Genomic DNA, 22220 nt, shown 5'->3' on the forward strand with positions numbered 1-22220 from the left:
AGGTTTTACTTCGCCACCCCGACCAGCTTCTGCGTAAAATACGTCATCTGCAACGCCTGCAACCGAGCCCCCTGCTCGATATCCGCATCACCCGAATGGCCACCCGCCGTATCCTCATAATACAAATACGGCAGCCCATATTCCTTCAGCCGCGCCGCGAACTTGCGCGCATGCTGCGGCCCGACCCGGTCGTCCTTGGTCGTCGTCCAGATATACGGCTCCGGATACGCCACGCCCTTCTTGATGTTCTGATACGGCGAGATCGTCTCGAGAAACGCCTTCTCCTCTGGCACGCTCACCGAGCCATATTCGTCGACCCACGACGCCCCAGCCGCGATCCCTTCGTACCGGATCATGTCGAGCAACGGCACCTGGATCGTCACAGCCTTCCACAAATCGGGATGCTGGTTGAACTCGACGCCCATCAGCAAACCGCCATTCGACCCGCCATAAATGCCGAGCTTGGCCGGGCTCGTCAGTTTCCGCGCGAACAGGTCCTTCGCCACAGCCGCAAAGTCGTCGTAGATCACCTGCCGCTTGGTCTTCCGCCCGGCATCATGCCACTTGGGCCCGAACTCGCCGCCGCCACGGATGTTGGCGAGCACATACGAACCGCCCCGCTCCAGCCAAAGCTTGCCCGTGCTTCCCGAATAGCTCGGCGTCATCGACACCTGGAAACCGCCATATGCGGTCATGATCGTCGGCGTGGTCCCGTCGAGCGTGATGCCCTTCTTGTGGACCACGAAATACGGCACCTTCGTCCCGTCGGTGGACGTCGCCTCGAACTGCTCGACCACATCGTTCGACGCATCGAACTTCGCCGGCAGAGTCTTGATGGGCTTCGGCGCAGCCCCCGTCGCGGCATCCAGCGAATAGAGCGAGGTCGGCGTCAGGAACCCGGTCGACGTCAGATACGCGTCGTCGCTACGATCCGTCGTGCTCGCGACGTCGATCGAGGCATTGTCCGGCAGCACGATCGGCTTGGCAATCCAGCCATTCGCGCCATGCGTATAGACCGACGCACGACCACGGACGTTGTCCGACACCACCAGCAAAAGCTTCGACTTGGTCAACGCCATCCCGTCGACCGACTGGCGCGGCCCCGGTGCGAACACGATCGTCGGGTTGATCGTCCCCTTCTCCACCTCGGCAAGCGGCGCGGAGGCAACCGCCCCCTCCGGGATCTTGCCCCATGGGTCACTGGTTGAGAAGATCACCTGTCCGTCGATCATCCCCGCCGGAAACGTGCGATCGGGCAGCGCGAGCGGCCGCGTACCCGTCGGCGTCCACACCAGCTTGTCCGCACCGAAGAACGTCTTCCGCCGCTGGATCACCACCAGCCGGTTGCCCCTCTCGTCGGTCAGCACGTCCGCGCCGGTCGGCCCCTGGTCGGTCGCCGCGCCGCGATACACCTCGGTCGCGGCGGTCAGCGGCTGGCCGCGCTTCACCTGCTTCAACACGAACGCATAGCCCGACTGCGTCGTCGTCCCCGCGCCCCAGTCGCGCGCGACCAGCAGCGTATCCTTGTCGACCCAGCTCGCATCCTGCTTCGACTTCGGCAGCATGAAGCCGCCCTCGACGAACGCACCGGTCGACAGGTCGAACTCGCGGTACGTCACCGCATCCTCGCCGCCCTCAGACAGCGCGACCAGGCACAGCCGCTCCTCGGGCTGGAGGCAGGTAGACCCTTTCCAGACCCACTGCTTGCCCTCGGCCTTGCCCAACGCATCGAGGTCGAGCGCGGTGGTCCATTTCGGCGTCGCGCTCGCGTAATCGGCGGCACTCGTCCAGCGCCAAAGCCCATGCGGATGCTCGGCATCGCGCCAGAAATTATAGATCCGCCCGAACATCTGGTTCGGCATCGGAATGCGATCCTTCGCCGACGCGATCGCCAGCGCCTCTGCGTAGAAGGTCTTGTAGCGCGGATCGTTCTGGAGCCGCGGAAGGGTCTTCGCATTCTCGACCTCGACCCAGGCCAGCGGCTTTGCGCCATCCTTGTCCTCGAGCCAGACATACGGATCGGCGGCGGTGTTCGTTGTGGTCATCGGTGCGACTTGGGCAATGGCTGCAGTCCCCGCAAGCAGTGTCGCCGCCGTCGCAAACAAGATACCACGCATATACAACTCCCTACCGTCACCCCGGGCTTGTTCCGGGGTCCACCGATCCGCATAACAAATCCTGTCGATTGTGCGGCACGGTGGTCCCCGGAACAAGGCTCTCCTGAGGAAAGTTGAAGGATCCGGGGTAACGAAGCGAGTTCAAGAAAATGCAGGACGGCCTGCCCAAGCCCCGCCGCTTCGTCGCCATCGCCGCGATCTCGGCGGGCACGGCGCTCACGATCATCGACGGCGGCATCGCCACCGTCGCGCTCCCGACGATCGCGCGCGATCTGAACGTCGGCAGCAGCGCGGTGGTGACCGTAGTCACGGTGTACCAGCTGATCCTCGCGATGGCGCTGCTCCCCTTCTCCGGGCTCGGCGACCGGATCGGCCTGAAGCGGATGTACCAATACGGCCAACTGCTGTTCACGGTCGCGACGTTGCTCTGCTTCTTCGCTAAGAGCCTCCCGTTCCTGCTAGTCGTCCGCGCCGCGCAAGCCTTGGGTGCCGCAGCGGCGCTAAGCGTCTCGTCGGCGCTGATTCGCTCGATCTATCCGACAAAGCAACTCGGACGCGGGCTCGGCATCAACTCGGTCGTCGTCTCGAGTTCGGCAGCACTCGCCCCGACGATCGGCGGTCTAGTCCTCGCCATCGCCCCCTGGCCCTGGGTGTTCGCCAGCGCCGTACCGTTCGCGATCGCGTCGCTCCTACTCGGACGCGCGCTACCCGAACCGCGGAAACACGACGAACCCTTCGACGTGCTCGGCGCAGTAATGTGCGCAGCGATGATCGGGCTCGTCATCGGCGGCGCGGAAAGCGCGGTCCACGGCGACAGCCCGATCGTCTCCGCCGCGATCGTCCTGACCGGCGTGGTGATCGGCTGGTTCTTCGTAAAGCGCGAACAGGGCGAGACCAAGCCGATCCTGCCGATCGACCTGCTCGCGCGACCGGTGCTCGCGCTGTCGGCGATCGGTGCCTACACCGCGTTCATCGCGCAGATGACGCTGCTGCTCTCGACCCCGTTCCGCCTGACGCACGCCTACGGTTTTAGCGCGGCGGAAGTCGGCGCGGCGATCGCACCATGGCCGCTCGCCAACATGTTCGTCGCGCCGCTCTCCGGCTGGTTGTCCGATCGCTACCCGGCCGGACTGCTCGGCGGGATCGGCATGGGGGTGTCGATCTGCGCGCTGCTGCTGATCGCGTACATGCCCGCAGACCCCGGCTATTTCGATATCGCATGGCGGATGGCGTTGTGCGGCTCGGGCTTCGGGATGTTCATGGCGCCGAACGCGCGCCTCATCATCGGCTCCGCCCCCCGCGAACGCGCCGCAGCAGCAGGCGGCCTCGTCTCCACGGTCCGCCTGGTAGGCCAGACCACCGGCGCCACCCTGGTCGCGGCCCTCCTGGCGATGGGCGTAGGCGCCGGCATGACCCCGCCGCTCGTAGCTGCCGGCCTCGCGCTGGTAGCAGGCCTATGCAGCCTAAGCCGCCTCCGCCCCTCGATCCGCAACCCACCGACCGAAGAAACCCAAGACGTCCAACCGGCCTCCCAAGCAAGGTGACCTACTCCCTCTCCCCTCCGGGGAGAGGGTCGGGGTGAGGGGCTGCCCCAAACGCTGCACTGCTTGGCTCCCCCTCACCCCAGCCCTCTCCCCGGAAGGGGGAGAGGGAGCACGAGAAGAAGAAGAATGTTCACCCGCGAAGGCGGGTGCCCAGTCTGGGTCCCCGCCTTCGCGGGGACACATGCTTTTGGGAGGACCCAACAATCTCACCCAAGGGATACCACCCCGGCGGAGGCCGGGGCCCAATTGGAAAGGTCGGCGTAACGGAGGACTGCGCTTCGTTAGCGACGCTCCCCAATTGGGCCCCGGCCTTCGCCGGGGTGGATGGGAGAACGATCGCGATCCTCCCAAATCAAAACGCCGCCGTCGCCTTAGCCTTCCCCATCATCGCCTTCCGAACCAAAGGGATCGGCGGCCCCCCAAAACTCAAGAACTCGTCATGAAACGCCTTCCAAGCCTTCCTGCCACCCCGCGTCGCCGTCCAGTCCGCCCGCAGCTTCCGGATCATCAACTTACCCATCGTATAATTCAGATACGCCGGATCATACGTCCCCCGCGCCGCCTGCTGCTTGGCGTTCCCCTCGTCCTGGTAACACTCGTCGACGAACATCCGGAACGACTGCTCCTGCGTCATCCCCTTCGCATGCATGCGGATCGCCGAAAGATACCGGCAATCGCGCAACAACGCGTTCGAAATTTGCCCGACATGCGTCTCGGGATCGCCGTTGTTGAGCCCCGCTTCCCACATCATCTCCTCCGCATAATGCGCCCACCCCTCGGCAAACGCATACCCCACGAACAATCGCCCGAAGAGCGACGGCGAGCGGTTTGCATGCAGGAACTGGACGAAATGCCCCGGCATCACCTCGTGCACCGACGTGAACAGCAGGTCGTTCCTGCCCGGTACGAACGCGTCCTGCACCGCCTTGGTCCAGCTCGGGTCGGGCGGCGAGATGTAGTAGATCGACGGCACACCCTTATCGAACGGCCCCGGCGGATCGATATACGCCGAGTTCTGCCTGTTATACGGCGGCGACTCCTCGACCAGCGCCTGCTCCGTCCCCGGGATCGTCAGCAGGTCGTGATCCACGACGAATTTCCGCAAAATCGGAATCTGGCGCCGCGCCTCCGCCACCGGCCCGCCGACCGGCTTGTTCGCGTTCATCTTGTCCATGCACGCGAGGATCGTCTGCCCCTTGGCGAACACCCCGCACGCCTGCGCCAGCGCCGCCTGGTTGCGCTTCAGGTCGGCGACACCCGCCGCCTCGAGCTGGTCGAGCGGCGTATCGACGCCCTCGGTCATCGCCACCATCCGCGAAAACTTGTCCGCCCCCAGCGCAAAATCCTGCGTCGCCGTCGCGCGCTGGCCTCCTGTCCACGTTCCCAGATCGCGCATCGCCTTCGACGCCGCCTGCGCCGCATCGGTGAGCTGCTTCTGCGCCGCCGCGTCCTTCACGCCGGCAAACGCCTTCACCGCGTCGCCCGCATAATAGTCGGCAAAGCCGTTGAACGCCGCCGTCCCGTAATTGACGTAGCTCAACGGCATCGGCGTCTTGAGGTTCGCCTTGATGTTCCCCGCCGCCGCCGGGATCTTCTGCAGGAACGCGGTCAGCGCCTTCATCCGCGTCGGCGCATCGGCATAATTGCGCGCGATATACGTGTTCGGATCGAGCCCCGCGCTCACATACCAAGCCGGATTTTGATGCGGCTGGTCGGCATCCTCCAGCCAAAACAGCTTCCCCTTGGCGACCTGCACCAGATAGTCGCGCTCGAACGCCTCGGCGGGCTTCAGATCCTTGAACGCCCCCGCCTTGTCGATCGCGCCATGCAGGAAGTCCGCCTGCCGCTTCAGCCCCGCCGCGCTCCAGTCGCCCAAGCCGCCGTCATATTCGTGCTTGCCCTGATAGACCGCATTGGCCGGATCGATGTTGAACCAGCCGTCGATGAAGCCATCGCGGAACCCCGCCCAGTCGCCCGTCGCAGCGGTGGTCGGCGCGGCAGGAGCCTGCGTGTTCGCGGTCGTCTGCGCGGGGCCGCACGCGCTCAAGGCGAGGACTGCGCCGAGCGCCGTCGTCAAAAGTCCGATCCGCATCCTGTCTCCGATTCCGATTCGTCTGGCGCCATGCTGCCAGTCGAAGTCTTGGTACGCCAGCGTGCGGAACGGCGCGCGCGATGAGCCGTTGAACGTGCATCTGCAAAGACAGACCGGAGACTTGCATGCCCTACGTAAAAACCCGCGACGGTACAGACATTTACGTCAAGGACTGGGGCACGGGTCGCCCGGTGATCCTGACGCACGGCTGGCCGCTCAACGCCGACAGCTGGGACGCGCAGGCGATGGCGCTCGCCAACGCCGGCTTCCGCGCGATCGCGTATGACCGCCGCGGGTTCGGTCGCTCGGGCCAGCCCTGGACCGGCTATAATTACGACACGCTGACCGACGATCTGGCCGACGTGATGGAAGCCACCGGCGCGAACACCGACGCGACGATCGTCGGCTTCTCGATGGGTGGCGGCGAGATCGCGCGCTACATGAGCCGCTACGAGGGCAAGGGCGTGGTCGCCGCCGGGCTGATCTCGTCGGTCGTGCCGTACATGCTCAAGACCGATGACAATCCCGACGGCGTTCCCGAAGAGACGCTCGCCAGCATCGGCGCGGGTATCGAGGACGACCGCCCGGCGTTCTTCAAGACCTTCCTCCAGCAATTCCTCGGCGTCGGGTTCATCACCTCGCCGGTCAGCGACGAGGTCGTCGACTGGGTCTGGAGCCTCGCGATGCAGGCGGGCCTTCACCCGACACTGGAGTGCGCCAAGGCGTTCGGCCACACCGACTTCCGTCAGGATCTGGCGGCTTTCCGCGTACCGACGCTGGTCGTCCACGGGACAAGCGACAAGACCGTGCCGATCGACGCGACCGGCCGCGCCGCCGCCAAGGGCATCGCGGACTCGCAACTGGTCGAATATGACGGCGCCCCGCACGGCCTGACGATCACCGACAGCGATCGCTTCACCAACGACCTGCTGACGTTCCTGGGTCGGTAAACCCTGAAGCCGACCCCACTTCTTGCCCCTCCCTGAAAGGGAGGGGTCGGGGGTGGGTCGGCTTCCGCGTGTTCGATCGGTGGCGGCTCAAGCCAGCCAACCCACCCCCAGCCCCTCCCTTTCAGGGAGGGGAGCAGAAGATCAGTTCCCCAGCGGGACGATAACCTCGTCCGGATGCGCGACGTTCAGTTCCTTACGGACCATCTCGTCGACCATATCCGGGTTCGCATGATCCGGGTTCAGCAACGCCACCCGGTTCTTCAGCACCTCGCGCTTGCGATCGAGCGCGGCATAGTCCTGCTCACGCTTCGCCAACTGGCGCTTATAGTCGCCATACGCGAACATCCCGTTCGGCCCGAGCACGGCATACGCGCCGAAGAACGCCATCAGCGTCAGCCCCAGCGCCGGCCACGCGGCCTTGCGCATCGTCTTCCGCAACTTGCTGGTCTTCGTCGTCACGCGTGCCATGTCGTCCTCCGGTTTCCGAACCTATCAGCCCCCGATCAGGATGTCGCGACCCGCATAGCGCGCCGCGTCGCCCAGCTCTTCCTCGATCCGGATCAGCTGGTTGTACTTCGCCAACCGGTCCGACCGCGCGAGACTGCCCGTCTTGATCTGACCGCAATTGGTAGCGACCGCCAGATCGGCGATCGTCGAGTCCTCGGTCTCGCCCGACCGATGCGACATCACCGCGGTATACTTCGCGCGCTGCGCCATCGACACCGCCTCCAGCGTCTCGGTCAGCGTGCCGATCTGGTTGACCTTCACCAGCAGCGAGTTGGCGATACCCTGGTCGATGCCACGCTTCAGACGCTTCGGGTTGGTCACGAACAGATCGTCGCCGACCAGCTGGACCTTGTCGCCGATCAGGTCGGACAGCGTCTTCCAGCCCTCCCAATCGTCCTCGCCCATGCCGTCCTCGATCGAGAAGATCGGGTAGCGGCGCGTCAAATCCGCGAGATACTCCGCCATCTCCGCGCTCTCGAGGATCCGGCCCTCGCCCGAGATGTCGTACTTGCCGTTCTTGTAGAACTCGGTCGCCGCGCAATCGAGCGCGAGCATCACGTCCTCGCCGGGCTTGTACCCTGCCTTCTCGATGCTCGACATGATGAAGTCGAGCGCCTCGGTGGTGCTGCCGATGTTCGGTGCGAAGCCGCCCTCGTCGCCGACGCTGGTCGACAGGCCCTTCTCGCTCAGGCCCTTCTTCAGCGTGTGGAAGATCTCCGAGCCGCAGCGGACCGCCTCGAGGATGTTCGACGCGCCGACCGGCACGACCATGAATTCCTGGAAGTCGATCGGGTTGTCGGCATGCTCGCCGCCGTTGATGATGTTCATCATCGGCACCGGCAGCAGATGCGCTTGCACGCCACCGACATAGCGGTACAGCGGCAGGCCGCGCGCTTCGGCCGCGGCCTTGGCGACGGCGAGGCTGACGCCGAGGATCGCGTTCGCGCCCAGCCGGCCCTTGTTCTCGGTGCCGTCGAGTTCGATCATCGCGCGATCGAGGTCCGACTGGTCCTCCGCGTCCATGCCGAGCACGGTGTCGGTGATCTCGTCGTTGACCGCATCGACCGCGCCATCGACGCCCTTGCCGCCCCAGCGGGTCTTGTCGCCATCGCGGCGCTCGACCGCCTCGTGCGCGCCGGTCGAGGCGCCCGACGGCACGGCCGCGCGGCCGAAGCTGCCGTCTTCGAGCAGCACGTCGACCTCGACGGTCGGATTGCCGCGGCTGTCGAGGATCTGGCGTGCATGAAGGTCGATGATTGCGGTCACGTAACGATGCTCCTACAAATCCCGGTGCCGGGTCGTTCGCGCCGCCTCTACCGTCTCACGCCATATCGGGCAATCGCGCGGACATCCGAGAATAGTGTCGTGCAATCGCGCGACGGTTCGGGAACCGTGCTCCAACGACGGTGTTGAGGGCGTAACAATTCTGAAAGGGACCGTCATGGCCGACTCCAGCGTAAACGACACCGTCAACGACCTGAAAACGACCGCGAACGAGGTCGGGACCGAGCTCAGCAAGACGATCGAAAACGGCGATGTCTCGGCCAAGGCCGGCGACGCCAAGCAGGCGATCAAGGACGGTGCCAACAAGTATACCGCGCAGGCGACCGACAAGGTCCGCACCTTCGCCGAGGACGGCAAGGCACGTGCAAGCGGCGCCCTGGAGCAGGTCGCCCAGTTGCTGACCGACGCCGCAGGCCAGGTCGATGAGAAGCTCGGTTCGCAATATGGCGGTTATGCCCGCAGCGCGGCCGACAGCGTCTCGGGCTTCGCCGACCAAGTGAAGGCCAAGGACATCGACGAGCTGTTCGACGACGCGCGCGAGCTCGTGCGGAAGTCGCCAGCCATCGCGGTGGGTGCAGCAGCGGCCATCGGCTTCGTCGTCGCGCGACTGGTGCAGTCGGGCGTCGATGCCAATTCGAAGGTCTGACGTCTTGTCCGACCCACTGACGTTCGCGACCGGCGAGGACGAGAGTCTTGCATCCATCGTCGGTCGCCTGGCGACCGAGACGAAGAGTCTCGCGACCGCGGAAGTCGCTGTCTACAAGGCGAAGTTCGGCGAGACGGCGAGCGCGTACAAGTCGGCCGCGATGTTCTTCGCGGTCGCCGGCGTGCTGGCTTTGGCCGCGCTGATCGCACTGCTGGTCGGTGCGATCTTGACGGTGGCGACGCTGGTGGGGCCAGGATGGGCGACCGCCATCGTCGTGGTGGCCGTCCTCGCAGTGGCGGCGATCCTGGCGATGATCGGCAAGTCGAAGCTTCAGACGAAGAGCGAGCCCGTATCATGACATCCGCCAAAGTCGCCGCCGCAGAGATCGAATCGGCCCTCGCCCGCCAGCGCGTCATGATGACGATCGGGCAGTTGCAGGACCGGCTCAATCCGCGAAAGCTCGCGCTGAACGCCAGCCGCGACGTCGCCGATGCCGGCACCGCCGCGCTCAGCGCCAGCGTCGAGACCGTGAAGCGCAATCCGGGACCGACCGCGGGGTTCGCGGCGGTCGCCGGACTGTTCCTCGCGCGCCACCGGATCGTCGGACTGTTCCGCCGCGGGCGGTGACCGCCCCGACCACGGTCACCATATTGAAACCTAGAAGTCCCGGCTCGCGTTGAACCCTCATTGCATTGAACGGCGAGCAGCTTGCCACCAGAAGGACATTTTCCATGACCGACGCAAAGACCACCGCCAACGAAGCCGCCCACGAGACCGAGAGCCGTCTGCGCGAAGGCCTCGACACCGTCCGCGAGACCGCGTCGAAGGTCTATCACGACGCCGGCGACAAGGCCTCCGAGGTCCTCGAAGTCTCGCGCGAGAAGACCAAGCGCGTCGTCAACACCCTCGAATCCAACCCGCTCGGCATCCTCGTCGGCGGTCTGGCTGTTGGCGCGCTCGCCGGCGCGCTGCTCCCGCGTTCTGCACGTGAGAAGGAATTGCTCGCCCCCGTCGGCAAGCGCCTTAGCGAAACGCTCGTCGCAGCGACCGCGGCGGCAAAGGACGCAGGTCGTTCGGAACTCGGCGAACTCGGCCTGACCAAGGACAATGCACGCGACCAGGCCAGGGGCTTGCTCGAGGGTATCGTCAAGGCGGTCACGACGGCCGGTACCGCAGGTGCGAAGGCGGTTTCGCAGAAGCCTGCCGTCTAAGGGTTCAAACCGCGGGTCGAACACGCTAGGGAGGCGGCAACCCCCTCCCTAGGAAAGCAAGCGCATGAGCAAGCTCCACCTCGTATTCGGCGGCCGCGTCAGCGACCCGCGCACCCTGGATTTCAACGATCTGAGCAAGATCGAGTTCGTCGGAGTATTCCCGGATTATGCCAGCGCCGAGAAGGCTTGGCGTGCTGCGGCGCAGCGTACCGTCGACGATGCCGAGATGAAGTTTGTGGTGGTGCACTTGCACCGCATGCTCGAGCCGAACCTCGGCGCGACCGTAGCACAACGGCCGCCAACGACCGTCATTCCCGCGGAGGCGGGAACCCATACTGGCTGACGTAGCGATCTGATCGCAACGACATAGGCTATGGATCCCCGCCTCCGCGGGGATGACGGTTTGGCAATACCTGGCCGACAATCAGTTTCTAGTAAGGCCACGGGCTCCGTCCCTCTCCCGTTCGAAAGAAGGAAAGACGCCAAAGGCGGCGCACTCCTCTCCGTTCGTGCTGAGTAGAGACCGAGTAGGCTCGCAGAGCCGTATCGAGGGCTCGTATCGAAGCACAGGTCCCGAGCGCCAACCTGTCCTTCGATACGCCGCTTCGACAAGCTCAGCAGCTACTCGGGACGAACGGGGTGTGCGTGTATAGAGTGGCGGTAGGTAGGAGCCGGCAGGCTCAAGCAGCCCGGTAATGCCAGAGCAACAAAGGCCGAGCCAGCAGCAGCCCCGCCAAGAACCCACCGATATGCGCGCCAATAGCAATCGGCCCACTAGCCCCAACCGAAGCCCCAAACCCGGCCAGCCCCATCAGCAGCTGGATCCCGATCCACGCCGCAGCCAGCCAAACGACATGCACGACCCCAGCCGGCACCGGCCCGATCGCCTGAGCCCGCCGCTCGCCATACAAAAGCGCATAAGCCCCAACGACCGCCGAGATCGCACCGCTGGCGCCAATCATCGGCGCAGTGGAGTCAGGCCCGAACGCCCAATGCCCCGCCGCGGCGGCATACGCGCCCAGCACGTACAGCACGACCAATCCGACCGTCCCCAGCGCCTTCTCGACGAACTGCCCGCAATACACCAGCATCACGAGGTTCAGCGCGATATGCGCCCACCCACCATGGATCAACGTCGCAGTCAGCGGCGTCGCCCAGGACGGCACGACGAACATATGTTCGCTAGGAATACCGAGATCGGTCATCCGCAACGGGATGAACCCGGCGTTCACCGCCCAGTAGCCAAGCGACCCGCTCAGCACCAAGAATCCCGAGACGATGACCGTCACGATCGTGATGATCGCCGTCGCCCGCGTCTCGAAGAATTGCATAAGGCTCAGATGAACTCGATCTTGGAGACGACGTAGTAACGCTCGCCGGCCGGCACCGTGACCTCGACCTCTTCATCGAGCTTGCGCCCGATCAGCCCGCGACCCAGCGGCGAATTGTACGAGATCCGCCCCGTCTTCGCGTTAGCCTCGGTCTGGCCGACGATCTGATACTTCACCGGCTTGTCGTTCTCGTCGAGCAACGTCACCGTCGCGCCGAACACGACCTTGTCGCCCGACAAATCCTTCGGATCGATGATCTGCGCGCGGCTCAGCTTGTCCTCGATGTCGGAGATCGATGCCTCGACCTGGCCCTGACGCTCCTTCGCGGCATGATATTCCGCGTTCTCGCTCAGGTCACCGTGTGCGCGCGCCTCTTCGATCGCGTCGACGATCGTCGGACGTTCGGCTTTCAGGCGCTTCAGATCCGCGCTCAGCGTCTCATAGCCTTCCTGCAGCATCGGCATCTTTTCGACGGTCGCCATCATCTCGTCCCCAAATCCATTTCCCCGCGCGAGGCCCTGTACCAGCCCCGCCCACACATCATTCTCATGTCGGGATCAGTCGTGCGACTGCGAATAATAGGATTGCAGCGGCCGTACTTCAAGGCTGTGCGTCGAAAGCTTGGCGATCGCCTTCGCCGCTTCGAGCGAAGCCGGCGCGGTCGTGAAGTACGGAATGCGCTGGCCGAGCGCGGAAGCACGAATCGGCTGCGAGTCCTTCAGGCTCTGCCACCCCTCGGTGGTGTTGAAGATCAGCGCGATATCGCCGTCCTTGATCCGGTCGACGATATGCGGCCGACCCTGGGCGACCTTGTTGACCTTTTCGACCGGCAACCCGGCGCGCGCCAGATGATCCGCGGTCCCGCCGGTCGCGACGATCGAGAAGCCGGTGTCGACCAGCGCCTTCACCGCCTCGACGATCATCGCCTTGTCGCCGTCCTTCACGCTGACGAAGACATTGCCCTTGGTCGGCAGGATCGTCCCCGCACCCAACTGCGCCTTGGCGAATGCGATCGTGAAATCGGGATCGATTCCCATGACTTCGCCGGTCGACTTCATTTCCGGTGACAGCACCGGATCGACGCCGGGGAATTTGTTGAAGGGGAACACCGCCTCCTTCACCGCATAATAGTCGATGTGCCGGTCGATCTTCGGCAAGTTGACCAGCTTCTCGCCCGCCATCACGCGTGCGGCGATCTTGGCGATCGGCGCACCGATCGCCTTGGCGACGAACGGCACGGTCCGCGATGCGCGCGGGTTGACCTCGATGAGGTAGACCAGGCCATCCTTCACCGCGAACTGGATGTTCATCAGGCCGACCACCGACAAGGCATGCGCAAGCGCCACCGTCTGCCGCTCGATCTCGGCGATGATCTCCGCCGACAGCGAGTAAGGTGGGATCGAGCAAGCCGAGTCACCCGAATGGACGCCCGCTTCCTCGATATGCTGCAACACGCCCGCAACCACCACGTCGGTGCCATCGCAGATCGCATCGACATCGACCTCGATCGCGTCGCGCAGATACTGGTCGATCAACACCGGCGAGTCGCCCGACACCTGCACCGCGGTCGCGATATAATGCTCGAGCTGCCCGATCGTATCGACGATCTCCATCGCCCGCCCGCCGAGCACGTACGAAGGCCGCATCAGTACCGGATAGCCGATCCGCTCCGCCGCCGCGACCGCCTCGTCCCGGCTCCGCGCGAGGCCATTGGCCGGCTGCAACAGCCCGAGCTTGGTGATCAGCGCCGCGAACCGCTCACGGTCCTCCGCCAGATCGATCGCGTCCGGCGTCGTCCCCAGGATCGGAATGCCCGCCGCTTCAAGCGCCCGCGCAAGGTTCAGCGGCGTCTGCCCGCCGAACTGCACGATCACGCCCACCAAAGTGCCGTTCTGCTGCTCGACATGCAGGATCTCCAGCACGTCCTCGGCGGTCAGCGGTTCGAAATACAGCCTGTCCGACGTGTCGTAGTCGGTCGACACCGTTTCCGGGTTGCAGTTGACCATGATCGTCTCATAGCCCGCATCCGCCAGCGCGAAGCACGCATGGCAGCAGCAATAATCGAACTCGATCCCCTGCCCGATCCGGTTCGGCCCGCCGCCCAGAATCACGATCTTCTTGGCGGAGGTCGGCTCGGACTCGTTCTCGGGCTCGCCGAAGCTCGGCGCCTCGTAGGTCGAATACATATACGGCGTCTTCGCATCGAATTCGGCCGCGCACGTATCGATCCGCTTGAACACCGGCCGCACGCCGAGCTTCAGGCGATGCTGGCGCACCTCCTCCTCGGTCACGCCGCCGGTCATCGCCTTGACGACCTCGTGGATCAGCCCCGAGCCGCGCGCGATCCCGCGGTTCATGCCCCGCAGATTGGCGGATTGCAGCGCCAGCCACGCGAGCCGCTTGTCGCTGAACCCCATGCTCTTCAGACGCCGCATACCGGCCGCGTCGATCGGCAGGCCGTCCTTCATCACCTCGGCCTCGGCCGCGATTATCTCGGCGATCCGCTCCAGGAACCACGGATCATATTTGGCGATCGCATGCACCTCGGCGACCGTGAAGCCCTCGCGCAAAGCCTGCGCCGCGACCAGCAGCCGATCCGGCGTCGCGACGGCCAGCGCCGCCTCGATTTCCGCGCGCGGCGCACCGACCAAATGATCGACCTGGTTGAACCCCGACAAGCCAGTCTCGAGCCCGCGCAACGCCTTCTGCATCGATTCGTGGATGTTGCGACCGATCGCCATCACCTCGCCGACCGACTTCATCGCGGTGCCGAGCGTGTTCGACGCGCCCTTGAACTTCTCGAACGCGAACCGCGGAATCTTCGTCACGACGTAATCGATTGTCGGCTCGAACGCGGCAGGCGTTGCCCCCGTGATGTCGTTCTCGATCTCGTCAAGCGTGTAGCCGACCGCCAGCTTCGCCGCGACCTTCGCGATCGGGAAGCCGGTCGCCTTCGACGCCAGCGCCGACGAGCGCGAAACCCGCGGATTCATCTCGATGACGACCAGCCGGCCGTCCTTCGGATTGACCGCGAACTGGACGTTCGAACCGCCTGTTTCGACACCGATTTCACGCAACACCGCGATCGATGCGTTGCGCATGATCTGGTATTCCTTGTCGGTCAGCGTCAGCGCCGGCGCGACGGTGATCGAGTCGCCGGTGTGGACGCCCATCGGATCGACGTTCTCGATCGAGCAGATGATGATCGCGTTGTCGTTGCGATCGCGCACCACCTCCATCTCGTATTCTTTCCAGCCGAGCAGCGATTCCTCGATCAGCACCTCGGTGGTCGGCGACAGATCGAGCCCGTTGCGGACGATCGCGATGAATTCCTCGCGATTATACGCGATGCCGCCGCCCGAGCCGCCCATCGTGAAGCTCGGCCGGATGATCGACGGAAGCCCCGTCTTCTCAAGGCCTTCCAAGGCTTCTTCGACAGTATGTGCGATCGCCGAGCGCGCGCTTTCCAGCCCGATCCGGTCCATCGCATCGCGGAACTTCAGTCGGTCCTCCGCCATGTCGATCGCATCGGCATCCGCGCCGATCATCGTCACGCCAAACTTCTCGAGCGTACCGTCATGGAAAAGCGCCAGCGCGGTATTCAGCGCGGTCTGCCCGCCCATCGTCGGCAGGATCGCGTCAGGACGCTCCTTCTCGATGATCTTGGCGACGATCGCCGGCGTGATCGGCTCGACATAGGTCGCGTCGGCCAGCTCGGGATCGGTCATGATCGTGGCGGGATTCGAATTGACGAGGACGATACGATAGCCCTCCTCCTTCAACGCCTTGATCGCCTGCGTGCCCGAATAATCGAACTCGCACGCCTGGCCGATGACGATAGGTCCTGCGCCGATGACGAGGATCGAGGAGATGTCGGTGCGTTTTGGCATTACTGTCCTTGCGCGAAATGCGCGGTCCCGAGTTTCATAAGTTGCTCGAAGGCTTCCTTAGAAAGCCTCAAGCTCTGAGATCGCTTTCCGACAAACTTACGATCTTTCGATCCGTAGGTGTCGATCTGAACGAATTTCTCGCCTTCGAAATCTAGCAATATGATGGAGGCATCCACGTCGCCCTGCGGAGAGGAGCGCTCCGGCTCGTAAATTTTAAGCGCGCGGACAGTTGCCATCGGTCAGCTTCCCTCAATTTTCCGCAAAGAGCTCACAAAGCGCTCGAACAGATATAGGCTGTCCTGCGGCCCTGGGCTTGCCTCCGGATGATACTGCACGCTGAACGCGTTCCGGTCGGTCAGTTCCAGCCCCGCATTCGACCCATCGAACAGCGACACATGCGTCTCGCGGACGTTGGCCGGCAGGCTGTCGCGCTCGACCGCGAAGCCGTGGTTCATGCTGGTGATCTCGACCGCGCCGTCGGACAGGCGCTTGACCGGGTGGTTGGCGCCGCGGTGGCCCTGGAACATCTTGGTCGTGGTCGCGCCGACCGCGAGGCCGAGCAGCTGGTGGCCGAGGCAGATGCCGAACAGCGGCTTGCCCGTCTCCAGCAGCTGGCGGATCACCGGCACCGCGTATTCGGCGGTCGCGGCGGGATCGCCGGGACCGTTCGACAGGAAGATGCCGTCGGGGGCGAGCGCCATCACGTCGTCGAAGCTGGCGGTGGCGGAGACGACGGAAACCTTGGCGCCTGCCTCGACGAGGTTGCGGAAGATGTTGCGCTTCGAGCCATAATCGATCGCGACGACGTGCGGGCGCACCTTCTGCTCCCCTTCCGCGGAGCGGGAGGGGTCGGGGGAGGGCATGGCCTCAGGCGGGGTCGGCGCTGATTGGTCAGCCCCTCCCCCGACCCCTCCCGCAAGCGGTAGGGGAGCAGAAGCGCCCTCTCCTGCTGGCGAGCTGTTCCCGTAGCCGAAGCCCAGCTTCCAGACACCGCCGGGAGCATCCTCACCCCAGCCATAATGCATCTCGGTCGAGACGTCTTTGGCGAGGTCCATGCCCTCCAGCCCCGGCCACGCGCGCGCCATCGCCAGCAGCGCCGGCACGTCGAACTCGCCACTAGCCGAATGCGCGATCACGCCATTAGGCGCACCCGCCACCCGGATCCGCCGCGTCAGCGCACGCGTGTCGACCCCCGAAAGGCCGATCCGCGCATGCCGCTTCATCCAGCCATCGAGCCCCTCGACCGCGCGGAAGCTCGACGGCTGCGTCAGGTCCTCGCGGACGATGATGCCGAGCGCATGCGGGTCGTCCGCCTCGACGTCGTCGGGGTTCGCGCCGACATTGCCGATGTGCGGGAAGGTGAAGCAGATCATCTGCCCGGCGAAGGACGGGTCGGTCAGCACCTCCTGATAGCCGGTCATCGCGGTGTGGAAGCACACTTCGCCGACCGCACTGCCCTCTGCGCCGAACCCGCGACCCCAGATCACGTCGCCATTGGCGAGGATCAGGACGCCTGTTGCACCGGCAGGCATGGCTATAGGCTGGGCGTCGGCCATCAGGCTGGGCACTCTCTTTACGTTGACGATGTCGCTAAGTGGTGTCCGCTAAGGCCGGCGTGCCGCAGCGTCAATCTGTTAAACGGGCGGCGGACGCGCTATCCCGCCTGGCTACGCACGAACCACCTGAAAGACCAGTACATGATTCGCGACGACATCAAGGCTGCGCAGCTGACCGCCATGAAGGCCGGCGACAAGCAGAGCCGCAACGCTATCTCGTTGATCCAGGCCGCGATCAAGAACCGCGACATCGAAGCGCGTGCCCCTCAGTCCAAAGACGGCAAGGCCCCCGAGAGCGACGACGCGCTGGTGGTCGAAGTGCTGCAGAAGATGGTCAAGCAGCGCCGCGAGTCGATCGAGATGTTCTCGAAGGGCGGCCGCCAGGAGCTCGCCGATGCGGAAACGGCCGAGGTCGCAGTGATCGAGCGCTTCCTGCCGCAGCAGATGAGCGAGGCGGAAACGACCGCGGCGATCCTGGCGATCAAGGACGAACTCGGCGCGACCGGCATGAAGGACATGGGCCGCGTGATGGCGGAGCTGAAAGCACGCCACGCAAGCGAGCTGGACATGAGTAAGGCAAGCGGCCTCGTAAAGGCGGCGCTGAGCTAACTGCTCCCCTCCCGCTCGCGGGAGGGGTCGGGGGAGGGCAGTGCCCAAAAGGAGACGGAGCATTGGAACAACGCACCCGCATCCGAGACCTCCGCGCTCACCCGACGCGTGCAGAGAGCGCGCTGTGGCAGCACCTCGCCGCTCGCAGGACTTCGGGCGTGAGGTTCAACCGCCAAGTGCCGATCGGCCCGTTCATCTGCGATTTTGTCTCTCGCGGGTCCAAGCTCGTAATCGAGGTCGATGGCGGCCAGCATGACTGGCAATCCGACGAAGATGCGCGGCGAACGCGCTTCATCGAACACCAAGGCTACCGTGTGATCCGGTTCTGGAACAACGACGTGCTGGAGCGGATGGAGGGCGTGGTGGCCGAGATCGGGCGCGTGCTCGCGGAACGCCCCTCCCCTAACCCCTCCCGCAAGCGGAAGGGGGACTCTGTTACGCTCGCCGCAAACGCCGCCCCCCTTCTGCTCCCCTCCCGCCTGCGGGAGGGGTCGGGGGAGGGCTTGGCCGCGCAAACCACCCCCACCAAAGTCACCCCATGGCGCTAACCCCACAATTCCTCGACGAACTCCGTGCCCGCACCTCGCTCTCGGCCCTCGTCGGCAAGACCACCAAACTCACCAAGGCCGGTCGCGAGCACAAGGGCTGCTGCCCGTTCCACAACGAGAAGACCCCCTCCTTCTACGTTAATGACGACAAAGGCTTCTACCACTGCTTCGGCTGCTCGGCGCACGGCGACGCGATCAAGTGGATGACCGACCAGCGCGGCCTCCCCTTCATGGACGCGGTGAAGGAACTCGCGCAGGCCGCCGGGATGGACATGCCCGCGATGGACCGCCAGTCCGCCGCCAAGGCCGAGCGCGCCAAGGGCCTGCACGAGGTCATGTCCGACGCCGCCGACTGGTTCACGGAACAACTCAACGGCCTCCCCGGCACCGAAGCCCGCGCGCTCCTCGACCGCCGTGGCATCAGGCCCGAGACGGCGCGCGCGTTCGGCATGGGGTTCGCCCCCGACAGCCGCGGCAAGCTCAAGGCCGCGCTGAAGGACTATGGCGACCCGATGCTGGTCGAGTCCGGCATGCTCATCTCGGTAGAGGGCAAGGACCCGTACGACCGGTTCCGCGGCCGCCTGATGATCCCGATCCGCGACCCGCGCGGCCGGACGATCGCGTTCGGCGGGCGCGTGCTCGACGGCGGCGAGCCGAAATACCTAAACTCCCCCGACACCCCGCTCTTCGACAAGGGCCGCACGCTCTACAATCTCGACAAGGCCGCCCCCGCCTCGCGCAAGTCCGGCCGCGTGCTCGTGGTCGAGGGCTATATGGACGTCATCGCGCTAGCCCAGGCCGGCTTCGGCGAAGCGGTCGCGCCACTGGGCACCGCGCTCACCGAAGCGCAGCTCGAACGGCTGTGGCGCATGGTCGACGTCCCCCTGCTCTGCTTCGACGGCGACGGCGCCGGCCAGAAGGCGTCGCTCAGGGCCGCACACCGCGCGCTCCCGATGCTAGCCCCCGGCCGCAGCCTAGCCTTCGTCACGCTCCCACAAGGCCAGGACCCCGACGATCTGGTCCGCGCAGGCGGCCCCGCCGCGTTCGAGGCGTTGCTCAAAACCCCCGAACAACTCGTCGACCGGCTCTGGGCCTCCGAAGTCGCCGCCGAGGCGCTCGACACTCCCGAACAGCGCGCCGGCCTCAAGCGCCGCCTCCACGAACTCGCGGAGGGCATCGCCGACCCGTCGGTGAAGCAGCAATACCACGCCGAGTTCAAGAACCGCTTCTACGAGCATTTCAAACCGGTGCGCGCGCCCTTCGTGCCCCGCGGCGAGCGCCCCAAGGGAGGCTGGAAGCCCCCCGCCGCGCCCGTCACCGAAGACGCGAAGGCCTTCCTCGCGACCGGCATCGACCGGGTATTGGCCAAGGCCGTGCTCGCCGGCCTGATCCGCCACCCGGTCGAGATCGCGCGCCACATGGAGGTGCTCGGCTCGCTGCAAATGATCGACGGCGCGCTCGGGCGATTGTTCGAAGCGGTCGTAGATGTTGCACTTGAGGACCAGAAGCTTGATAGCGGGCGCTTGCTCACCATATTGGCGAGGTCCGGTTTCAATTCAGTCGCGAGTGACCTGTTGAGAGCCGATACGATGCCCTATTCGTTCACGCAGACCACGGCCGATCCAGCCCGCGTCCGTGCCGACCTCGACGAGGCGATCGCGATCATGGTCGCCCGCCCTGAGGTAGACGCGGCACTCAAGCAGGCGACCGCGGCGATGCAGACGCACTTCACCGAAGATGCGTTCGAACGACAAGTGGCTATGGTAAGAGAGAAACAGGCGTTGGAAGTCCGACTTGCAAATCTTGTACAGTCGAACGAAGACGCCCGAGCGTTGGGTACCGAGGGCGATTGATGGCTAAGGCGAACATGGCGGAACCCGCCGAGACGAACGAAACCGGCGATGCGCCGCTGATCGACATGAACGATGCGTCGATCAAGAAGGTCATCGCGCGCGCCAAGAAGCGCGGCTACATCACCTATGAGCAGCTCAACGAAGCGCTGCCGCAGGGCGAGATGTCGTCCGACCAGATCGAGGACATCAGCGCCGCGCTGAGCGAGATGGGCATCAACATCGTCGAGAACGACGAAGCCGGCGAGGACGGCGAGACCGAGCCCGCCAAGGACGACGAGGACGAGCCGGAGGCCGCCGACGCGGATGCCGACACAGGCCCCGCGATCGAGAAGAAGAAAGAGACCATCGATCGCACCGACGATCCGGTCCGCATGTACCTGCGCGAGATGGGCGCGGTCGAGCTGCTCAGCCGCGAGGGCGAGATCGCGATCGCCAAGCGGATCGAGGCGGGTCGCGACACGATGATCCTCGGCCTGTGCGAATCGCCGATCACCTTCAACGCGATCATCGACTGGTCGACCGCGCTGAACGAGGGCACGATGCAGCTGCGCGAGATCATGGATCTCGACGCGATGCTGTCGAAGGACCCCGCCCCCGAAGCGATGGCCGAGGACGGCGAAGCCGACGACGGCGAGATCAGCGAGAAGAACGCCGGCCCCTCGTTCAAGGAAGAGGCCGAGCCCGAAGAGCCGTCCGCCGACGAGGACGAGGACGGCGAGCGCCGTGCCCCGCGCGCATCGGACGACGAGGAGGAGGACAACACCCTCAGCCTCGCGCAGATGGAGGAACAGCTCAAGCCGATTGCGCTCGAGCGGTTCGCCAGCATCACCGCACTCTACAAGAAGTTCAGCAAGATCCAGCAGTCGCGCGTCGACGCGATGGGCATCGGCGGCGATTTCTCCGCGGCCGACGAGCGCAAGTACCAGAAGCTGCGCGAGGAACTCACGGCGGAGGTCGAGAGCGTCCAGTTCCACAACGCCAAGATCGAATATCTGGTCGATCAGCTCTATGCCTATAACCGTCGCCTCACCGCGCTGGGCGGCCAGATGCTGCGCCTTGCCGAGCGCCACAAGGTGCCGCGCAAGGACTTCCTCGATCGCTATATCGGTCACGAGATCGACGAGAACTGGCTGGCGACGGTCAACAAGGTCGACAAGAAGTGGACCGCGTTCGTCGCCAACGAGGGCGAGGCGGTCGAGCGCATCCGCGCCGAAATCGCCGACATCACGCAGCAGACCGGCATGGCGCTCACCGAGTTCCGCCGGATCGTCAACATGGTCCAGAAGGGCGAGCGCGAGGCGCGGATCGCCAAGAAGGAGATGGTCGAGGCGAACCTGCGGCTGGTGATCTCGATCGCCAAGAAATACACGAACCGCGGCCTGCAGTTCCTGGATCTCATCCAGGAGGGCAATATCGGCCTGATGAAGGCGGTCGACAAATTCGAGTATCGCCGCGGCTACAAGTTCAGCACCTACGCGACCTGGTGGATCCGCCAGGCGATCACCCGCTCGATCGCGGACCAGGCGCGGACGATCCGTATCCCGGTCCACATGATCGAGACGATCAACAAGCTGGTCCGCACCAGCCGCCAGTTCCTCCACGAGCAGGGCCGCGAGCCGACCCCGGAGGAGATGGCCGAGCGCCTCTCCATGCCGCTCGAGAAGGTGCGCAAGGTGATGAAGATCGCCAAGGAGCCGATCAGCCTCGAGACGCCGATCGGCGACGAGGAAGATTCGCATCTCGGCGACTTCATCGAGGACAAGAACGCGATCATCCCGGTGGATGCCGCGATCCAGGCGAACCTCAAGGAGACGGTCACGCGGGTGCTGGCGTCGCTCACGCCGCGCGAAGAGCGCGTGCTGCGCATGCGTTTCGGCATCGGCATGAACACCGATCACACGCTCGAGGAAGTCGGCCAGCAGTTCTCGGTTACGCGAGAGCGCATCCGCCAGATCGAGGCTAAGGCGCTGCGGAAGCTGAAGCATCCGTCGCGTAGCCGGAAGATGCGGAGCTTCCTCGACCAGTAAGGGTTGGGAATTGCTGATTGGACGAACGGGCCGCGGTGGAAACACTGCGGCCTTT

The 22220-nt window shown here is 64.9% G+C and carries 20 protein-coding genes; 11 read left to right on the forward strand and 9 right to left on the reverse strand.

The annotated features are described in order from the left end of the window. Positions 1-5: 5 nt before the first annotated feature. On the reverse strand, positions 6-2117 hold the full coding sequence (locus J4O76_RS05975) for a prolyl oligopeptidase family serine peptidase (protein ID WP_426280823.1): 2112 nt from the start codon (positions 2115-2117) through the stop codon (positions 6-8). Positions 2118-2266: 149 nt separating this feature from the next. Between J4O76_RS05975 and J4O76_RS05980 the strand changes: the two genes are divergently transcribed. Further along, positions 2267-3661: an MFS transporter gene (locus J4O76_RS05980; protein WP_426280824.1), complete on the forward strand. Its 1395-nt coding sequence runs from the start codon at positions 2267-2269 to the stop codon at positions 3659-3661. 352 nt (positions 3662-4013) lie between these two features. Here the strand turns inward: J4O76_RS05980 and J4O76_RS05985 are convergent, their stop codons facing one another. Next, a complete protein-coding gene (locus J4O76_RS05985) occupies positions 4014-5753 on the reverse strand; it encodes a DUF885 domain-containing protein (RefSeq protein ID WP_426280825.1) in 1740 nt (579 codons plus the stop codon). A gap of 125 nt (positions 5754-5878) precedes the next feature. Between J4O76_RS05985 and J4O76_RS05990 the strand changes: the two genes are divergently transcribed. Next, positions 5879-6703, forward strand: coding sequence for an alpha/beta fold hydrolase (locus J4O76_RS05990; RefSeq protein WP_426280827.1), 825 nt, complete (start codon positions 5879-5881; stop codon positions 6701-6703). A 141-nt stretch (positions 6704-6844) separates the two neighbouring features. Here J4O76_RS05990 and J4O76_RS05995 read toward each other — a convergent pair whose 3' ends face one another. Together J4O76_RS05995 and eno are read right to left on the reverse strand one after the other, a co-directional pair. Continuing rightward, positions 6845-7129 (reverse strand): FtsB family cell division protein, encoded by a 285-nt coding sequence (locus tag J4O76_RS05995; protein ID WP_235518634.1) that lies wholly within the window; start codon positions 7127-7129, stop codon positions 6845-6847. 66 nt (positions 7130-7195) lie between these two features. Continuing rightward, positions 7196-8476 (reverse strand): phosphopyruvate hydratase, encoded by a 1281-nt coding sequence (eno, locus tag J4O76_RS06000; RefSeq protein ID WP_426280828.1) that lies wholly within the window; start codon positions 8474-8476, stop codon positions 7196-7198. Between the two features lie 175 nt (positions 8477-8651). Here eno and J4O76_RS06005 point away from each other — a divergent pair, with 175 nt between their 5' ends. The 5 genes from J4O76_RS06005 to J4O76_RS06025 all read left to right on the forward strand — a co-directional run bounded on the left by J4O76_RS06005 (position 8652) and on the right by J4O76_RS06025 (position 10694). Beyond that, positions 8652-9140 (forward strand): hypothetical protein, encoded by a 489-nt coding sequence (locus J4O76_RS06005; RefSeq protein WP_426280829.1) that lies wholly within the window; start codon positions 8652-8654, stop codon positions 9138-9140. 4 nt (positions 9141-9144) lie between these two features. Beyond that, on the forward strand, positions 9145-9498 hold the full coding sequence (locus J4O76_RS06010) for a phage holin family protein (RefSeq protein ID WP_243649696.1): 354 nt from the start codon (positions 9145-9147) through the stop codon (positions 9496-9498). Continuing rightward, positions 9495-9767: a hypothetical protein gene (locus tag J4O76_RS06015; protein WP_056062302.1), complete on the forward strand. Its 273-nt coding sequence runs from the start codon at positions 9495-9497 to the stop codon at positions 9765-9767. Before J4O76_RS06010 ends, J4O76_RS06015 begins: the two co-directional genes overlap by 4 nt. A gap of 104 nt (positions 9768-9871) precedes the next feature. Next, a complete protein-coding gene (locus J4O76_RS06020) occupies positions 9872-10351 on the forward strand; it encodes a hypothetical protein (protein ID WP_426280830.1) in 480 nt (159 codons plus the stop codon). Positions 10352-10415: 64 nt separating this feature from the next. Further along, positions 10416-10694 (forward strand): DUF4170 domain-containing protein, encoded by a 279-nt coding sequence (locus tag J4O76_RS06025; RefSeq protein WP_426280831.1) that lies wholly within the window; start codon positions 10416-10418, stop codon positions 10692-10694. A gap of 337 nt (positions 10695-11031) precedes the next feature. Here the strand turns inward: J4O76_RS06025 and J4O76_RS06030 are convergent, their stop codons facing one another. The 5 genes from J4O76_RS06030 to carA form a co-directional block, all read right to left on the reverse strand. Next, positions 11032-11682 carry a rhomboid family intramembrane serine protease gene (locus J4O76_RS06030; RefSeq protein WP_426280833.1) on the reverse strand — a complete coding sequence of 217 codons (651 nt, stop codon included), beginning with the start codon at positions 11680-11682 and terminating at the stop codon, positions 11032-11034. 5 nt (positions 11683-11687) lie between these two features. Beyond that, on the reverse strand, positions 11688-12164 hold the full coding sequence (greA, locus tag J4O76_RS06035) for a transcription elongation factor GreA (RefSeq protein ID WP_056052861.1): 477 nt from the start codon (positions 12162-12164) through the stop codon (positions 11688-11690). A 75-nt stretch (positions 12165-12239) separates the two neighbouring features. Next, complete coding sequence (gene carB / locus J4O76_RS06040; RefSeq protein ID WP_426280836.1) at positions 12240-15572, reverse strand: carbamoyl-phosphate synthase large subunit; 3333 nt, start codon at positions 15570-15572, stop codon at positions 12240-12242. Continuing rightward, a complete protein-coding gene (locus J4O76_RS06045) occupies positions 15572-15808 on the reverse strand; it encodes a hypothetical protein (RefSeq protein WP_107961792.1) in 237 nt (78 codons plus the stop codon). The genes carB and J4O76_RS06045 overlap by 1 nt, the downstream gene beginning before the upstream one ends. Before the next feature lie 3 nt (positions 15809-15811). Beyond that, positions 15812-17128, reverse strand: a complete 1317-nt coding sequence (gene carA, locus J4O76_RS06050) for a glutamine-hydrolyzing carbamoyl-phosphate synthase small subunit (RefSeq protein WP_426280837.1) — start codon at positions 17126-17128, stop codon at positions 15812-15814. Between the two features lie 141 nt (positions 17129-17269). Here carA and J4O76_RS06055 point away from each other — a divergent pair, with 141 nt between their 5' ends. The 4 genes from J4O76_RS06055 (at position 17270) to rpoD (ending at position 22165) form a co-directional block, all read left to right on the forward strand. Further along, entirely contained in the window at positions 17270-17737 is a 468-nt protein-coding gene (locus J4O76_RS06055) for a GatB/YqeY domain-containing protein (protein ID WP_426280838.1), read from the forward strand. A 62-nt stretch (positions 17738-17799) separates the two neighbouring features. Beyond that, positions 17800-18285, forward strand: a complete 486-nt coding sequence (locus J4O76_RS06060; RefSeq protein WP_426280839.1) for an endonuclease domain-containing protein — start codon at positions 17800-17802, stop codon at positions 18283-18285. Continuing rightward, positions 18276-20138, forward strand: coding sequence for a DNA primase (gene dnaG, locus J4O76_RS06065; protein WP_426280840.1), 1863 nt, complete (start codon positions 18276-18278; stop codon positions 20136-20138). The genes J4O76_RS06060 and dnaG overlap by 10 nt, the downstream gene beginning before the upstream one ends. Next, entirely contained in the window at positions 20138-22165 is a 2028-nt protein-coding gene (gene rpoD / locus J4O76_RS06070) for an RNA polymerase sigma factor RpoD (protein ID WP_056062280.1), read from the forward strand. Before dnaG ends, rpoD begins: the two co-directional genes overlap by 1 nt. Positions 22166-22220: the final 55 nt, after the last annotated feature.

This window comes from Sphingomonas sp. NFX23 (genome assembly GCF_049887795.1).
In the GTDB taxonomy this organism is placed as follows: domain Bacteria; phylum Pseudomonadota; class Alphaproteobacteria; order Sphingomonadales; family Sphingomonadaceae; genus Sphingomonas.

Bases quoted from the DNA above. Each gene is read 5' to 3' on its own strand.
- J4O76_RS05975 (WP_426280823.1), bottom strand. From the start codon at position 2,117: ATGCGTGGTATCTTGTTTGCGACGGCGGCGACACTGCTTGCGGGGACT.
- J4O76_RS05980 (WP_426280824.1), top strand. From the start codon at position 2,267: ATGCAGGACGGCCTGCCCAAGCCCCGCCGCTTCGTCGCCATCGCCGCG.
- J4O76_RS05985 (WP_426280825.1), bottom strand. From the start codon at position 5,753: ATGCGGATCGGACTTTTGACGACGGCGCTCGGCGCAGTCCTCGCCTTG.
- J4O76_RS05990 (WP_426280827.1), top strand. From the start codon at position 5,879: ATGCCCTACGTAAAAACCCGCGACGGTACAGACATTTACGTCAAGGAC.
- J4O76_RS05995 (WP_235518634.1), bottom strand. From the start codon at position 7,129: ATGCGCAAGGCCGCGTGGCCGGCGCTGGGGCTGACGCTGATGGCGTTC.
- J4O76_RS06005 (WP_426280829.1), top strand. From the start codon at position 8,652: ATGGCCGACTCCAGCGTAAACGACACCGTCAACGACCTGAAAACGACC.
- J4O76_RS06015 (WP_056062302.1), top strand. From the start codon at position 9,495: ATGACATCCGCCAAAGTCGCCGCCGCAGAGATCGAATCGGCCCTCGCC.
- J4O76_RS06020 (WP_426280830.1), top strand. From the start codon at position 9,872: ATGACCGACGCAAAGACCACCGCCAACGAAGCCGCCCACGAGACCGAG.
- J4O76_RS06025 (WP_426280831.1), top strand. From the start codon at position 10,416: ATGAGCAAGCTCCACCTCGTATTCGGCGGCCGCGTCAGCGACCCGCGC.
- J4O76_RS06030 (WP_426280833.1), bottom strand. From the start codon at position 11,682: ATGCAATTCTTCGAGACGCGGGCGACGGCGATCATCACGATCGTGACG.
- greA (WP_056052861.1), bottom strand. From the start codon at position 12,164: ATGGCGACCGTCGAAAAGATGCCGATGCTGCAGGAAGGCTATGAGACG.
- carB (WP_426280836.1), bottom strand. From the start codon at position 15,572: ATGCCAAAACGCACCGACATCTCCTCGATCCTCGTCATCGGCGCAGGA.
- J4O76_RS06045 (WP_107961792.1), bottom strand. From the start codon at position 15,808: ATGGCAACTGTCCGCGCGCTTAAAATTTACGAGCCGGAGCGCTCCTCT.
- carA (WP_426280837.1), bottom strand. From the start codon at position 17,128: ATGGCCGACGCCCAGCCTATAGCCATGCCTGCCGGTGCAACAGGCGTC.
- J4O76_RS06055 (WP_426280838.1), top strand. From the start codon at position 17,270: ATGATTCGCGACGACATCAAGGCTGCGCAGCTGACCGCCATGAAGGCC.
- dnaG (WP_426280840.1), top strand. From the start codon at position 18,276: ATGGCGCTAACCCCACAATTCCTCGACGAACTCCGTGCCCGCACCTCG.
- rpoD (WP_056062280.1), top strand. From the start codon at position 20,138: ATGGCTAAGGCGAACATGGCGGAACCCGCCGAGACGAACGAAACCGGC.